This is a genomic window from Vreelandella halophila (genome assembly GCF_019903425.1).
Classification (GTDB): domain Bacteria; phylum Pseudomonadota; class Gammaproteobacteria; order Pseudomonadales; family Oleiphilaceae; genus Halospina; species Halospina halophila.
Genome location: NZ_JACHUZ010000013.1, coordinates 1703473 through 1718785, shown reverse-complemented (window position 1 = coordinate 1718785; position 15313 = coordinate 1703473). Strand labels below are relative to the sequence as shown.

14 protein-coding genes are annotated in these 15313 nt (G+C 63.5%); 4 read left to right on the top strand and 10 right to left on the bottom strand.

Going from position 1 to position 15313, the window contains the following annotated elements; translation table 11 throughout:
• Positions 1-10 precede the first annotated feature (10 nt).
• The 3 genes from htpG to H4I92_RS12235 all read right to left on the bottom strand — a co-directional run bounded on the left by htpG (position 11) and on the right by H4I92_RS12235 (position 2926).
• The gene (gene htpG / locus H4I92_RS12245; protein WP_077530864.1) at positions 11-1918 is read right to left on the bottom strand and encodes a molecular chaperone HtpG; all 1908 of its coding nucleotides are present in this window, start codon (positions 1916-1918) and stop codon (positions 11-13) included.
• Between the two features lie 103 nt (positions 1919-2021).
• Complete coding sequence (locus H4I92_RS12240) at positions 2022-2453, bottom strand: PaaI family thioesterase (RefSeq protein WP_077530863.1); 432 nt, start codon at positions 2451-2453, stop codon at positions 2022-2024.
• Complete coding sequence (locus H4I92_RS12235) at positions 2450-2926, bottom strand: PaaI family thioesterase (RefSeq protein ID WP_077530862.1); 477 nt, start codon at positions 2924-2926, stop codon at positions 2450-2452. Before H4I92_RS12235 ends, H4I92_RS12240 begins: the two co-directional genes overlap by 4 nt.
• Before the next feature lie 79 nt (positions 2927-3005).
• Between H4I92_RS12235 and H4I92_RS12230 the strand changes: the two genes are divergently transcribed.
• The gene (locus tag H4I92_RS12230) at positions 3006-4298 is read left to right on the top strand and encodes a M48 family metallopeptidase (RefSeq protein WP_143512679.1); all 1293 of its coding nucleotides are present in this window, start codon (positions 3006-3008) and stop codon (positions 4296-4298) included.
• Here the strand turns inward: H4I92_RS12230 and H4I92_RS12225 are convergent.
• Positions 4281-5186, bottom strand: coding sequence for an alpha/beta fold hydrolase (locus tag H4I92_RS12225; protein WP_245800894.1), 906 nt, complete (start codon positions 5184-5186; stop codon positions 4281-4283). The two genes, H4I92_RS12230 and H4I92_RS12225, sit on opposite strands and share 18 nt — an antisense overlap.
• 154 nt (positions 5187-5340) lie before the next feature.
• On the opposite strand from H4I92_RS12225, the gene H4I92_RS12220 reads away from it, so the two are divergent.
• Positions 5341-5889, top strand: a complete 549-nt coding sequence (locus H4I92_RS12220) for a hypothetical protein (RefSeq protein WP_077530859.1) — start codon at positions 5341-5343, stop codon at positions 5887-5889.
• Positions 5886-7067, top strand: a complete 1182-nt coding sequence (locus H4I92_RS12215) for an iron-containing alcohol dehydrogenase (RefSeq protein ID WP_077530858.1) — start codon at positions 5886-5888, stop codon at positions 7065-7067. Before H4I92_RS12220 ends, H4I92_RS12215 begins: the two co-directional genes overlap by 4 nt.
• Here H4I92_RS12215 and H4I92_RS12210 read toward each other — a convergent pair.
• From H4I92_RS12210 to H4I92_RS12200, 3 genes are read right to left on the bottom strand one after another with little or no spacing between them, the layout of a single operon-like run.
• The gene (locus H4I92_RS12210) at positions 7064-8029 is read right to left on the bottom strand and encodes an ArsA family ATPase (RefSeq protein WP_179105701.1); all 966 of its coding nucleotides are present in this window, start codon (positions 8027-8029) and stop codon (positions 7064-7066) included. The genes H4I92_RS12215 and H4I92_RS12210 overlap by 4 nt on opposite strands.
• Positions 8020-8280, bottom strand: a complete 261-nt coding sequence (locus H4I92_RS12205) for a cory-CC-star protein (protein WP_077530856.1) — start codon at positions 8278-8280, stop codon at positions 8020-8022. Before H4I92_RS12205 ends, H4I92_RS12210 begins: the two co-directional genes overlap by 10 nt.
• Positions 8273-9967: a carbon starvation CstA family protein gene (locus H4I92_RS12200; protein WP_077530855.1), complete on the bottom strand. Its 1695-nt coding sequence runs from the start codon at positions 9965-9967 to the stop codon at positions 8273-8275. Before H4I92_RS12200 ends, H4I92_RS12205 begins: the two co-directional genes overlap by 8 nt.
• Positions 9968-10126: 159 nt before the next feature.
• Here H4I92_RS12200 and H4I92_RS12195 point away from each other — a divergent pair, with 159 nt between their 5' ends.
• Complete coding sequence (locus H4I92_RS12195) at positions 10127-10687, top strand: Hsp20/alpha crystallin family protein (protein ID WP_077530854.1); 561 nt, start codon at positions 10127-10129, stop codon at positions 10685-10687.
• Positions 10688-10759: 72 nt separating this feature from the next.
• Here the strand turns inward: H4I92_RS12195 and gabT are convergent, their stop codons facing one another.
• From gabT to H4I92_RS12180, 3 genes are all read right to left on the bottom strand, one after another.
• Positions 10760-12037 (bottom strand): 4-aminobutyrate--2-oxoglutarate transaminase, encoded by a 1278-nt coding sequence (gene gabT, locus H4I92_RS12190; protein WP_077530853.1) that lies wholly within the window; start codon positions 12035-12037, stop codon positions 10760-10762.
• 75 nt (positions 12038-12112) lie between these two features.
• Positions 12113-14599, bottom strand: coding sequence for an ABC transporter permease (locus H4I92_RS12185; RefSeq protein ID WP_077530852.1), 2487 nt, complete (start codon positions 14597-14599; stop codon positions 12113-12115).
• The gene (locus tag H4I92_RS12180; protein WP_077530851.1) at positions 14596-15297 is read right to left on the bottom strand and encodes an ABC transporter ATP-binding protein; all 702 of its coding nucleotides are present in this window, start codon (positions 15295-15297) and stop codon (positions 14596-14598) included. Before H4I92_RS12180 ends, H4I92_RS12185 begins: the two co-directional genes overlap by 4 nt.
• Positions 15298-15313: the final 16 nt, after the last annotated feature.

Here is a 15313-nt window from a genome sequence, read left to right as displayed (position 1 = left end):
AGCCTCCGGCTTACTCCGCCAGTTCCAGGAGCAGGCGGTTGAGGCGGGACACATAGGTGCCCGGGTCCTCGATCTCCTGACCGCTGGCCAGAGTGGCCTGGTCAAAGATCACCTGGGCGAGGTCCGAGAACCGTTCCTCGCCCTGCTCCTTTTCAAGCCGCTGCAGCAGCGGATGGTCCACATTGATCTCGAAGATGGGCTTGGAATCGGGAACCGGCTGGCCCGCTGCTTCCATGATCTTGCGCATCTGCTGGCCCATGTCGTAGTCGCCAACCACCAGGCAGGCCGGTGACTCGGTCAGGCGCTTGGTCACCTTCACTTCCTTAACCCGGTCGGACAGCACCTTCTGGATGCGTTCGACCAGATCCTTGTGCTCCTCGGAAGCCTGCTCCTGCTCCTTCTTCTCCTCTTCGGACTCGACCTCGTCCAGGTCCAGCTCGCCGCGGGAGATGTCCTGCAGGTGCTTGCCCTCGTACTCGCTGAGGTAGCCCATCATCCACTCGTCGATGCGGTCCGTCAGCAGCAGCACCTCAATGCCCTTCTTGCGGAAGATCTCCAGGTGCGGGCTGGCCTTGGCCGCCTGGTGGGAATCCGCGGTCAGGAAGTAGATCTTCTCCTGGCCTTCCTTCATGCGGGCCACGTAGTCGTCCAGAGATACGTTCTGCGTGGGTTCGCCGGTGTGGGTGGAAGCAAAGCGCAGCAGCGGAGAGATCTTCTCGCGGTTGCCGAAGTCTTCCGCCGGGCCTTCCTTCAGCACCTGGCCGAACTGGTCCCAGAACTGCTGATACTTCTCGGGGTCGTTGTTGGCCAGCTTCTTGAGCATGTCCAGAACCCGCTTGGTCAGCGCGGTGCGGATGCTCTCCACGGTGCTGTCGTTCTGCAGGATCTCGCGGGAGACGTTCAGCGACAGGTCGTTGCTGTCGATCACGCCGCGCACGAACCTCAGGTACAGCGGCAGGAACTGCTCGGCGTCGTCCATGATGAACACGCGCTGCACGTACAGCTTCAGGCCGCGGGATGCTTCGCGGTTGTAGAGGTCGAACGGCGCCCGGCCCGGAATGTAGAGCAGGCTGGTGTAGTCCAGCGAGCCTTCAACCCGGTTGTGGGACCAGGTCAGCGGGTCCTCGAAGTCGTGGGCAATGTGCTTGTAGAACGCCTTGTATTCGTCCTCGGACACCTCGTTGCGCGGCCGGGTCCACAGGGCCGTGGCCTCGTTGACGGTCTCCTCTGCGGGCTTGTCTTCCTGGTTCTCGTCCTCTTCGCCGCTGGGCTCCGGAGGCATGCGGACCGGGAAGGAAATATGGTCGGAGTACTTCTTGACCAGGTGGCGCAGACGGTGGCCGTCCGCGAAATCCTTGGCATCCTCACGCAGGTGCAGGACAACGGTTGTACCCCGTGGCGCACCCTCGACCGGCTCAATGGTAAATTGGCCGTCACCACTGGAGACCCAGTGCACGCCCTCGGATGACTTGGTGCCGGCCTTGCGGGTGGTCACTTCCACCTGGTCGGCAACGATGAAGGAGGAGTAGAAACCAACGCCGAACTGGCCGATCAGCTTGGCGTCCTTCTGCTGGTCGCCGGTGAGCTGGTTCAGGAAGTCGGAGGTGCCGGACTTGGCGATGGTGCCCAGGTTCTCGATCACCTCATCACGGGTCATGCCGATGCCGTTATCCCGGATGGTGACGGTGCCGGCTTCCGAATCGTAGCTCAGATGAATGGCCAGATCCGGATCTTCCTCCAGAAGCGCGTTATTGGACAGGGCCTCGAAGCGAAGCTTGTCCTCCGCGTCGGAGGCATTGGAGATCAACTCCCGCAGGAAGACTTCCCGGTTGGAATACAGGGAGTTGATAACGATGTTGAGGAGCTGTTTGACCTCGGTCTGGAAGCCAAGTGTTTCTTTCTGTGCTTCGGCAGTCATGACGCGCCGCACTCCTTGATGGTTGTTGCCTGCTTGAACCTGTTGTCAGCTGGCAATCTTGGGGCGGTGCGCCGGATTTCAAGGGCAACCCCGATCAGGAGCCTCAGTCCATGATGAAATGGGCGCGGGCCGTGGCAATGGGCTTGCGCCGGGACTGCTGCCAGGCGGTCACGATCACGTTCGCCACCCGGTTGCCCTGGCGGGTCAGGTGGCATTCACAGAAGGTATCCCGGTCCAGCCCCGCGCGCAGGTAATCCAGGGAAAAATCCACGATTCGCGGCAACCGGGGTGTCTCCTGGGACATCATCAGCGAGATCATGGCGGACATCTCGAGGAAGCCACCGATAACGCCTCCGTGGATGGCGGGCAGGATGGGATTGCCGAGGTTGTCGTCACTGCGCGGCAGGCGGAACACCACTTCCTCACCGAAGGTCTCGCATTCCATGCCCAGGGTGCGGGCGTAGGGCACAGCCCGGATCAGGGCCTGGTAGTCACCGGCCTGCAGGGCACTGCGCATCTCACCGGACAGGCTCATTCGTCATCCCCTCCCGTGATCAGGTCGCGGTAGGCCTTGGGCGTGGCTTCAGGGCCGATCCGCATGAAGGTCCCGACACAATGGGCGATGGTCTGCTCCGGATCCTCCTGGAAGGTCTCGCAGCGGGTAAAAACGATGTTGTTGGTTACCCGGTAGGCCCGCGCCCGTGCGTATACCGGATACCCCGGCTCAGCCGCCCGCATGTAGTCCACCCGCAGGTCGAGCGTGGGGCAGAGTTCAAACTCCGGCAGCGCGCAGATCACCACCGTGCCCGAAGCGGTGTCCATCAATGTGGTGATGGCGCCACCATGGATCACCCCTGTTTCAGGGTTGCCCACAATGGCATCGGAATACGGCAGTTCCACGACCAGCTCGTTCTCAGTGGCGGACAGTGCCCGGATACCCAGATGCTGGCAGTGACGCAGGGTCCCGATGAAGCGCGAGACCCGGCCAAAGAGGGTTTCATCATTCATGGCGGCTTTGCAATCTGCAGGGAATCCGGCGCACTATAACGAAAACAAGGCCCCATTCACAGACGAGGTGACCCGACCCATGCGGCGTATGAACCACCCCCACGCCCTGCTCGCCCTTATCATCCTTTCCGCGCTGATCACAACCGGCTGTGGCGTCAATCCCGTCACTGGTGAGCGCGAACTGCGGCTGGTCTCCGAGTCCGACGAGCTGCAGATCGGAAGGCAACAGTACCAACCCACCATCCAGACCCAGGGCGGACGCTACTACCGCGACGAGAAACTGAACAACTACGTCTCCGACGTGGGCCAGTCCCTGGCGGAGGTCAGCGACCGCCCCGACCTGCCCTATGAGTTCACCGTGATCAACAGCGGCGTGCCCAACGCCTGGGCCCTGCCGGGTGGCAAGATCGCCATCAACCGGGGCCTGCTCACGGAGCTTGATAACGAGGCCCAGCTGGCGGCGGTCATGGGGCATGAGATTGTGCACGCAGCGGCCCGACACAGTGCCCAGCGCATGCAGCGAGGCACCCTCATCAACCTTGGGATGGCCGGAATAGGCCTGGGCCTGGCGCTGAAGGGCAATGAATACGCTGGACTGATCATGGGCGGTGCCGCCCTGGGTTCCCAACTGATCATGGCGCAGTACAGCCGCAGCCACGAACTGGAATCCGACCGCTACGGCATGCAGTACATGGCCGAGGCCGGCTACAACCCGGAAGCCGCCGTCCAGCTCCAGGAAGTCTTCGTGCGTCTGTCGGAGAATGAGCAGAGCAACTTTGTCACCGGGCTTTTCCGCTCCCACCCCCCTTCCCAGGAGCGGGTGGAGGCCAACCGCCGGATTGCGGATGAACTGGGGCGCGACGGCACCTTCGGGAAGGAACGCTACCAGCGCATGATGGCCGGTCTGCGGGAGGATGCGGACGCCTACGAGGCCTACGACCGCGCCCGCAAGGCCGCCGGCGAAGAGGAGTACGAAAAGGCTCTGGCGCTGCTGGAACAGGCCATTGAGCAGGTTCCCGATGAAGCCGCGTTCCGGGAACTGCGCGCGGATATCCGGATGCAGGAGGGACAGACCGAATCCGCGCTGGCGGACTACAACCGGGCGGTGGAGCTCTACCCGGAGATGTTCAGTTACCGCATCGGACGAGGGCTCGCCCACGAGGAGCTGGACAACTTTGACGCCGCGGAGAAGGACTTCAAGGCCTCGCTGGAGGTCGTGCCCACCAGCATCGCCTACCTTGGGCTCGGCGATGCGATTTCCGGCCAGGGGCGTACCAGCGAGGCCCGCCAGTACTACCAGAAGGCCGCCCAGGGCGAAGGCAGGATTGGCGATATTGCCCGCCAGAGGCTGGAGTCACTGAGCGGCGGCTAGCGCTGCGCGCACCCTTTCGGCAGCGGTTCCCGGGGCCTGCTGCATAAAGCAGTGCCCCCCGGGCAGTGTCTCGGCACTCACGTTCCGGTTGAGTGTGACCCATTGTGCAACGGAGTCGCGCACGAAGTCGTAGGTACTCTCGCCATGGATCACATGGCTGGGGGTGCGCAAGCGCTTCATGGCCCGCCACAGTCCACGTGGATAGCCGGCAAAAATCGCCGCCTCCACCTCTGGCGGACACCGCAGCACCACCTGGCCGTCCTGCTCGATCAGCGCATGGTCCACGTAGGCCCGGAGCGCTTCCGGAGTCCAGCCCCGGAACATGCCCCGCCCTTCCAGGCTTTCCAGAGCCGTGGCACGGTCCGGCCACTCACGCCGGCGCTGGCGGGTTTTCTTCGAGAAACCGTTGTTCTGCCAGAGCCCCAGCCAGGTACCGATGCGCATCACCCACAGCATCCGCTGGGAGAAGATGATCGGGTCCAGCAGAACGGCACGGTCAAACAGGGCCGGGTCCCGCTCCATCATCAGCAGGCTCATGATACCGCCGAAGCTGTGACCCATGGCGTACTGGCACTGCCCCTCCCAAAGGGGCGCGAAGGCCCGCCAGGTTTCCTCGCAGAGCTCCGAGGTCCGGTTCCAGCCCAGAAAATCCCCATTGGCCTCACTGGCACCATGGCCCTGAACGTCACTCAGGAAAAGATCGTAGTCTTCGGCCAGAAGCGCCAGCAATGGCAGGTAGACCAGGCTGTTGTAACCATTGCCGTGGATGAAATGCACCACTGGCCGGCCACTGGGCTGTGAATGCCAGCCAGTGACGAGATGGCCCGCGGACGTGCGACGCTCCCAGTACTTCAACCCGGGAATCGGGGCGGGTGCCGTTTGTGCCAATGCCTGTTCCTCCCGTTCTGGATAACCTGCCACCCTGTCATCGGTTCCGGCCCTGTGATACAAAAGGCGTCGGACAATTCAGGTGGGCTGCACACGGTGGCGTAGCCTACCACGTTCAACCCGTAACCGCTCTCTACTCAGGGAATCGACCACAATGATTCGAGAACGTTTGAGACCCCTGGCGTCACAGGCCAAACGCGCCTATGTCCAGCTGATGCTGGACGTGGTCGGCCGCTCACTGGAAGCCATCAGCGAGGTGGACGACCAGGTACGCAACGAAGTAACCGTCCTGCCTGACGGCTTCCTTTTCTCGATGCAGGTCATGCCGAAAGGGCCTGCGCTGTTCATGCGCAAGCAGCGCGACGGCAGCCTGCAGTATCTTGGCGGCAGTGTTGCACAGCGCCCGGATCTGAGCATCCAGTTCAAGCACCTGCACCACGCCTTCCTGGTACTGTCGTTCCAGGAGAAAACCGCCCAGTCCTTTGCCAATGACCGCATGCTGGTGGATGGCGACCTGGGCTACGCGGTACGCATGACGCGCGTGCTCAACCGCCTCGAGACCTTCATCCTGCCGCGGCTGGTGGCATCGCGCGCGGTGAAGGAGTACCCGGATAATCTGGGCCTGCCGGAAAAAGTCTTCAGCGCGGCCCGGATCTACCTGAAAGTGGCGATGAATTTTGTGGACACGGTGAGGTCATCATGAGCTATTACGAATTCTTCTGTCCGGTCAAGGTCATCGCCGGCCAGGCAGCATTGGAACACCTGCCCTACGAGTTCAGCTCCCGTGCAGTGGAACGGCCCATGGTGGTCACCGACAAGGGCGTGCGTAACGCCGGGCTGCTGGACAAGGTCCTGGCTGCCTGCGAGGAAGGCGGCATGGACATCACGGTCGTCTATGACGACGTGCCCGCCGACTCCTCCAAGCAGACGGTCACGGCCATCGCGAAGGAATACCGCAAGCAGAAGTGCGATGGCATCCTGGCCATCGGTGGCGGCTCGCCCATTGATACCGCCAAGGCGGTCAACATCCTGGTGTCCGAAGGCGGTGACGACATTGCCCAGTACGCCGGCTCCGGTGTTCTCAAGCGCCCGCTCAAGCCGTTCTTCGTGATCCCGACCACCGCCGGTACCGGCTCCGAGGTCACTAACGTGGCCGTGATCGCGGATACCGAGAAAGAGGTCAAGCTGCCGTTCGCGTCCAGCTTCATGCTGCCGGACGCAGCGGTGATCGACCCGCGCATGACGCTCACCCTGCCGCCCCAGATTACGGCGGCCACGGGCATGGACGCCATGACCCACTCGGTGGAAGCCTTCACCTGCCTGGCCAAGAACCCGCTGAGCGACGCCTACGCGGCAGCGGCCATCAGGAAGATCAGCAACAACCTGCTGAAGGTCATGGAAAAGCCGGACGACGCCGAGCGCCGTCTGGAACTAGCCCAGGCTTCCACCATGGCCGGTATTGCCTTCTCGAACTCGATGGTCGGCCTGGTACACGCGCTCGGGCATTCACTGGGTGCGGTCTGCCACCTGCCCCACGGGCTGTGCATGAGCCTGTTCCTGCCCTATGTGCTGGAGTACAACCTGGGGCAGATCCGCGAGCCCCTGAGCGAGCTGTTGCTGCACCTGGCAGGGCCCGAGATCTACGCCATGACCCCGAAGAGCCAGCGCGCCGAGGAGTCCATCGCGACCATCCGCAAGCTGCGTGACGACCTCCACCGCCACTGCGGGCTGCCGCGCACGCTGCAGGAAACCGGCAAGGTGGAAAAGAGCCAGCTGGACCGCATCGCGCAGATGACCATCGACGATGGCTCCATTATGTTCAACCCGAAGGAAGCCTCACTGGAGGACGCCCGCGCGGTACTGGAGAAGGCCTGGGCCTAGAGCGCCCCGGCCAGTGCCTCAAGCCCCTGGTCACGGCTCACATCAGCCGCGTTCAGGGGCAGCTGGATCAGGGTGAGCGCCGGGAAGGCCCTGCGGGTCGCCTCGATGTGGTCCGCCTCGGACTCGCGACGCCGACGGGCAAAATCCCCGTCCGCACTCTCGGGCAGGACGCGGTTGAGGATCAGGGTATCCACCCGGACATTCACCTCTTCCAGGGTTGCCACCATGCGGTGGGTTTCCTCCCGTGACAGGCGGTCCGGGTTCAGCACCGGAATGAACCGGGTCCGGTTCGGATCCCTCAGGCGGTCCCGCATCGCCATGTAACGGTCCCGGCGCTCGGTCAGGATCCGCGCGGCCCGGTCCTCCGGGCTGCCTTCCTCGCCTTGGAGCGCACTGCTGGTGTCCATCGCCTCCCGGCGTTTCTCCAGAAGCGCGTCCGTCCAGGTCCGCATCACCTCCGGGAGCTGAAGCAGCTGAAGCGTATGCCCCGTAGGCGCGGTATCGAACACGATCCGGTCGTATCGGTGCTCATTCTCGAGGGTCAGGCGTACCAGCTCATCCAGCAGGGCCGCTTCTTCAGCGCCGGGCGCGCCGGCGGCAAGTGAGGCCTGACGTTCCGCCGCCTCGCGCACTTCCGGGCTGGCCAGGTCCCGCAGGTTATCGCGGACCTGACTGATGTAGCGCTCCAGGGCCTTTGCGGGATCCAGCTCCAGCGCCTCCACACCCTTGGCCACCGGTCGGGGCGAGGCATCGAGCGCCGTCAGCCACAGATCCCCCAGGGAATGGGCCGGGTCCGTGGAGATAACCAGCACATGCTCACCTTCCTGGCCCCGGCCCAGGGCATAGGCGGAAGCGCAGGTGGTCTTGCCCACTCCCCCCTTGCCCCCGAAGAACACCAGCCGCGCACCCTCGCCCGTATCCACCGGCGCGGACCTGCGCCCGAAGAGTCGTCCTAGCAGCAACGGAAGCCCTCCAGCGGGGAATGCTCCATGCCCATGCGCTGGTGCCAGTCGTGGAAGTCTTCCAGCATGAAGGGCACCAGCTCGAGGGTATAGAAGGCCGCCGGATTGGGAACGCCCAGTGACTCGGACAGCACCATGAGCCGGAACAGGTCGTCCTTCCGACGCTGGGCACGACGTTCGATCCGGCGATAAGGCGCCTGGTACATCTCATCATAGAACGAGAACAGGCGCTGCAGCCCCTGCCTAATCATTGTTCATATCCAGCATTTCCGAGGGATCACGCTTCTGGCGCACCGCGTTAACGCCTTCGAGAATCAGCCAGATGTTGAGCACGAAGATGAAACCACCGATCACCACCAGCAGCATGTTGCCGTCCCGCAGATAGCTGCCGATGTTGATGATCATGCTCCAGATGGTCATCGCGCCCACAAACAGGAACGGCACCAGGCTGTAGATGACCGGGCGTTTCAGGTGCCACAGGATCAGGGTCAGCACCAGCAGGGAAAGCCCGGCTGTGAGCTGGTTGGTGGTGCCGAACAATGGCCAGAGCACCATGCCACCCGCCCCCGGATTGGAGGGGTCGGCGAAGAACGCCAGCGCGGCACAGCTCAGGAACACCAGAACAGTGGCGAAGTTGATGTTACCCAGGGCCGGCATCCGGTACTGACGACCGATTTCACCCAGAATGAACCGCTGCAGGCGCATGCTGGTGTCCAGGGTGGTCGCTGCGAAAGCTACGACCATCATCGACATGAAGGTGGTGGCCACCTCCACCGGAATACCAAGGTTGTTCACATGGTTGCCGGCCCCCTCGACGAAAGCCGCAATCCCCTGGCTGCTCGCCTGGGCCCAGGAACCGTAATGCTCATTCCACTCACCCACGGTGGCAAAGCCGGCGCCCGTCGCCAGAATGGCCGCAACCGCCAGAAGCCCCTCGCCCGTGGACCCCAGATAGCCCACAAAGCGGGCATCGGTTTCATGCGCCAGCTGCTTGGAAGAGGTGCCGGAGCTGACCAGCCCGTGGAATCCGGAAATGGCACCACAGGCGATGGTTACGAACAGCAGTGGCAGCAGCGGCGGTGCATCGTCGGGAACGGCCGTGTTGTACATGGGCGCCACAATTTCGGGCGTGCCAACAAACACACCCAGATAGACCAGAGCAAGACAGATGAACAGCAGGTGGGAGTTGATGAAATCCCTGGGCTGCAGCAGGAGCCAGACCGGCAGGCGTGAGGCGATAGCGCCGTAACCCAGCATGATCAGCACCCACCAGGCGGTGCTGGAATAGCCGCCCATCTGCTCGGGCAACCCCAGCGGCGCCAGGGTGCCGGCATAGACGAGGAAAAGCAGGGCAACCAACCCAACCAGTGACGGCACCAGTATGTGCCAGTTGCGGCGATAGACCAGGAAGCCGATGGTGATGGCAATGGGAATCTGTAGCCAGTACGGCAGAACACTTTCGGGGAAAGACGAGAAGAGTGTACCTATGGCCACAGCAAAAACCGCGTTTACCATCAGCAGCAGGAAGAAAATGATCAACAGGAACAGCATCAGTGCGCGCGGGCTGATGACGTTGCGGGCGATCATTCCCACCGACTGGCCGCGGTTGCGGACGGATGCCCAGAGCGTGCCGAAGTCATGGATGCCGGCCATGAAGACCGTGCCGATCAGCACCCACGCCAGGGCCGGCCCCCATCCCCAGATCATGGCGATGGCTGGACCGATGATGGGAGCGGCCCCCGCGACGGACGTGAAATGGTGGCCCCAGAGAATGAACTTGTTGGTGGGAACAAAGTCCACACTGTCCTCATACCGACGCGCCGGAGTCCGGTAGTCCGGACTCAGCTGAAACAGGCGTTCAGCGAGAAAACGGGAGTAGTAGCGGTAACCAAGAAAAAAGACGGCGAACGCCATCAATGCCATCAGCCAGCTTGTCACGGAATCCTCCTGCGATGCCCTGTGAATGGGGTTACAAGACGGCCAGAAACCTTAACCCCTGAGGCGCCGGGTGTACAGGCCACCTCTTGAAACCACGGCTTCCGCCCTGCATCTATAAAGGTAGAAGGTCATGATGAATCCGTCAGAGGAGGTGATGCTATGGACCTGAAAAAGATCTCCCCGTGGAACTGGTTCCGGAAAGAACAGGAGCAGGCCCGTGAACAACAGACCCTGAATTCCGTTCCCGCAACCCGTGAAGGAAGTTCACAGGCGGTGAGCCGCGATCCGGTAATGAGCCTGCACAACCGGATGGACCAACTCTTTGATGATTTCTACCGCCAGTTCGGCCTTTCTCCGTGGCCGGCACTGGGCAGCGGGATAACGGACGACTTCTTCCGGCCGTCTGTGGACATCAAGGAGAGCGAGAATAGCTACACCCTGCATGTGGACATGCCCGGTGTTGAAAAGGATGACGTGAAGGTGGAAGTGGATGGTGATGCGCTCATCATCCGGGGCGAGAAACAACAGGAACGGGACGACAGCGACGACAACTACCACTTTGTCGAGCGCCGCTATGGCGCCTTCCAGCGGATCCTGGATCTGCCGGCGGACGCAAAAGCGAACGACCTCAAGGCAAAGTTCCGCAACGGCGTACTGACCATCACCATTGGCCGTGATCCGGAGCAGTCCGGAGGCACCCGCCGGATCGAAGTGGAATAACACGGGTACAGGATCCGCAACGACAAAGGGGCTCCCGCGGGAGCCCCTTTTTTACGATCCTGAAGCAGGTGCTCAGCCGTGAACCTCGGCCAGCGCCTCCTCGATCATGCCCAGGCCTTCCTCGAGAACCTCGTTCTCGATGGTCACCGGCATCAGGAACCGGAGCGTATTGCCGTACATGCCGCAGCTGAGCAGGATCAGGCCCCTCTCCTTGACCTTGCCCACGATGGCCGCGGCCATCTCGGCATCCGGTTCGTGGGTATCCCGGCTCTTCACCAACTCGAAGGCCGCCATGGCGCCGAGGCGACGCACGTTGTCCACGTGCGGGAAGCGCCGGTGCCAATCGTTGAAGCGTTCTTCCAGGCGCGCGCCCAGGGCCCGGCTCTTGCCGAGGATGTCCTCCTCCTCGAACACGTCGATGGCAGCGATGGCCGCGGCGCAGGCCAGCGGGTTACCGGTGTAGGTACCGCCCAGGGAGTTGCCGCCGGAGCTGTCCATGATGTGGTCGGTGCCCACCACGGCGGAGATCGGCATGCCGTCGGCCATGCTCTTGGCCATGGTCATCATGTCCGGCTCCACATCGCTGTGCTCAATGGCGAACATCTTACCGGTACGACCGAAACCGGACTGGACCTCGTCCACGATCATGCGAATCCCGTGTTCGTCACAGATCGACCGGATCTTCTGCAGGAACTCCGGTGATGCGGCGTAGAAACCGCCCTCACCCAGGACCGGCTCGATCACGATGGCCGCGGTGTGCTGGGGCGCGGAATCCGCCTTGAAGGTGGCCTCGAGACCCCGAAGGGCTTCTTCTTCGCTCACGCCGTGATACGGCACCGGGAAGGGAGCGCGGAAGACACCACCCGGCATGGGGCCGAAATCGGTCTGGTAGGGATGAACCTTGCCGTTCATCGCCATGGTCATGAAGGTCCGGCCGTGATAGCCGCCTGTGAAGCAGATGACGTTGCTGCGCCCGGTGCTTGCACGGGCGATCTTGACGGCGTTCTCCAGGGCTTCGGCTCCGGAGTTGGCCAGGAAGACCTTGCCATGGCCGCGTACCGGCACGATGTTGCTAAGTTTTTCGGCCAGCTGCACATAGGGGGCGTAGGGCATCACCGTCTGGCAGGTGTGCATCAGCTTGTCGAGCTGGCCCTTGACCGCTTCAACCACCCGGGGGTGGCGATGGCCCAGGTTGAGTACACCGATGCCTCCGGCAAAATCGACCATGCGCTTGCCGTCCGCATCCCAAACCACGGCGTTCTCCGCGTGATCGGCGAACTGCTTGTTGGGGCTGGCACCGCCAGCGGCAACGTATTTCTCCTTCAGAGCCTGAAGCTGCTCGTTGTTCATCGAATCTCTCCCTCCGGGAATTTGGGGATAGGAACCCTGATAGTATGCAGGCTCGCCCGCTGTTTTTCCACGGGCTCAGTCCTCCAGGCGGCGTAACAGCAGCATGGGCGAGACGTTCAGTACCGGTGACAGCTGCCACCGCCCCATCAGCGCCAGCACCAGTGCACTGACTGCCGGAAGAATCAGCCAGAGCTCTGCGTGCAGCCGGAAGCTGCCCTCGAACAGCCGGTACTGCAGCGCCCAGACCGCCAGCTCCGCCGCCAGCACCCCGAGAAAGCCCGCAATCAGCCCCATGAGCGCGAACTCCAGCATGCTGCTGCCCACTAGCAGCCCCCTGCGGGCACCCAGGGTCCGCAGCAGGGCCCCTTCGCGCTGACGCGCCCCCAGGGTGGCACTGACCACGGCCGCCATCACCAGCAGCGCCGAAACCAGGATCATGCTGAGCAGCGCCTCCATGGCACGGGTCACCTGGGCAATGATGCTCCGGATGCGCTCAATGAAATGATCCACCTCCAGGATGGATACCGCCGGGAACTGCCGGCCCAGCTCGTTGAGCAGGTCCTTGCGCCCCTCCTCCAGATGGAAGCTCGTCAGCCAGGTGGCGGACAGCTCTTCCAGCTTCCCGGGCGCGAAGACCATGAAGAAGTTCGGCCGCATACTTTCCCACTGCACGCTGCGAACACTGCGTACCGGCGCGGTGACCTGCTGACCCCCGATCCGGAACGTCAGTTCATCGCCCATTGAGAGTCCCATTTCCTCGAACAGCTCAGCTTCTACGGAAACCCCCTCGCCCCCGGTTTCATCCCACCACTGGCCGCGTTCCAGGCTGTTGTCCGAGGGCAGCTTTTCCATCCAGGTCAGGTTCAGATCCCGGTTCAGTGCGCCGATCTCCTCATGCTTGGATACCGCCTGACGCACCGGCTCATCGTTGATCCGCACCAGACGGCCCCGGACCATGGGGTACAGGGCCTCGAAGCTCATGCCGTGTTCCTCCAGAAATTCACCGACGCTGTCCACCTTCTCCGGAGCGATATTGATCAGGAAATGATTGGGCGCATCGTCCGGCAGCTGGCGATGCCAGTCCTCCAGCAGCGCCGAGCGTGTGAGGAAGAGCGTTGCCGCCAGCATAAGGACCATGGCAAAGACCGACATCTGGGCCAGCCCGGAACGCCGGTGGCGGTACAGTGCCACCAGTGCCAGGCGCCAGGCGCGATTGCCGCCCCGGATACGCCCGAGGACACTGACGATGCCCGCGGACAGCAGCGTGAGAACCGCCAGTAGCGCAGCCAGTCCGCCCAGCAGCGCCAGCACCAGCCAGACCTCGCCGCTGTAGAACCAGAGCAGCCCGAAGATGGCCACCACCGCGATCAGCAGATCCAGAAACACCCAGCGCCCATGCTCACCGGGCGCGGCCCGCAGCACCTGCATGGCGGTGACACGGCGCAGGCGCCGGATGGGCGGCCAGGCAAAGGCGAACAGCGCTACGAAAGCGGTGACCAGCGCTGGCAGCAGCGCGGCCGGACTGATCTGCCAGGCCACCGGATCCTCCAGGAAGCGGTTGGCGATGTGGGCCAGAACCGCGAACAGCGGCAGTGCGAGCAACAGGCCGAGGCCCGTGCCGACAATGCCCCAGAGGCCCAGGCGCAGCAGGTAAAGACGGCCGATGGTGCGCCCGTCCAGCCCCAGGGTCTTGAGCAGGGCCACGGTATCGCGCTGGCCCAGGGCATACTGGCGGCTGGCAACAGCCACCGCCACAGCGGCAAGAAGTACAGCCAGGCTGCCCCCGAGCAGCAGGAAGCGTTCCGCCCGGTCCAGGGCGTCCGAAACACCGGCTTGGCCATCCTCCACACTGCGCCAGCGCTGGCCTTCACTGAGCCTGGGCTTGAGCCATTCATGGAAGGCGTTCAGATCCGACTCCGGACCGGCATACAGATCCCGGTAGGTCACACGGCTGCCCGGCTGTACCACGCCGGCCGCCTCCACATCCGCATGGTGCATCATCACCCGGGGCGCCAGGGCGGCCAGGTCGAACCCCGCATCCGGGGAACGCACCAGAACGCCAGTGATGCGCAACCGCACCTCGCCAACACCAACGCGATCACCGGGTTCAACATCCAGGAGTCTCAGAAGGCGCGAATTCACCCATATCCCGCCCTGCTCCGGGCCATGATCCACCATCCGCCTTGGTTCGCCGGGCGCGTCCTGCATCTCGACCTCGCCCCGCAGGGGGTAGTCGCCATCCACGGCCCGTACGCGCACCAGTTCCATGCCGTCCCCACCCTGGAGCATGGTGGCAAACGAGATCTGGCGCGCGGTGGCCAGCCCCCGGCTCTCCGCCTCGTTCCGGAATTCATCAGGCAGTGGATGGGAAGACGCCAGCTGGCGATCCGCGGCCAGGAACCCGGTGGCGGAGCTCATGATGGTGCGCTGCAGGTGGTCGGCGAACAGCCCGATGGTCGCCACGATCCCCACGGCTACCATGAGCGAGGCCAGCATCACCCGCACATCCCGCTGGCGCCAGTCCCGCCGCGAGAGCCACCCGAGCCGGTGAAGACCGCTCATGAGGAGGGCTCCGTGGTGGCGTCGAGCAGCCTGCCGCCGTCCATGCGGATGCGGCGGTCACAGCGCCCGGCCAGCTCCTCGTCGTGGGTCACCAGCACCAGGGTGGTGCCCTGCTCGGCGTTGAGCGCCATCAGCAGGTCCGCAATCTGCTGGCCAGTGGTCGTGTCCAGGTTGCCCGTGGGCTCATCGGCGAACAGTACCGCCGGGTTGGCGGCAAAGGCCCTGGCTATGGCAACCCGCTGCTGCTCACCCCCGGAGAGCTGCCGGGGCGTGTGCCCTAGGCGCTCGCCCAGCCCCACGCGCTCAAGCAGCTCCCTTGCCCGGTCCGAGGCATCGCGCACATCACCGAGTTCCAGCGGCAGCAGAACGTTTTCCAGCGCGCTCAGGGTAGGCAGCAACTGGAAGGACTGGAACACGAAGCCCACCCGGTTGGCACGGTGGCGGGCACGGCTGTCCTCGTCCATGGCGCTGATGCGCTCACCGGCCAGGTCCACGGTTCCGGCGGTGGGCAGGTCCAGCCCCGCCAGGAGCCCGAGCAGCGTGGTCTTGCCCGAACCGGAGCGGCCCAGGATGGCCACCGACTCCCCGGCGGCCACGCTGAGGTTGATGTCACTCAGCAGGGTCAGTGTCTCCTCCCCCACTTGCACCTGGTGACTCAGGTCCTGTGCCCTTATGATTGCGTCAGTTGCCTCACTCACCCATGGTCTCCGGTTG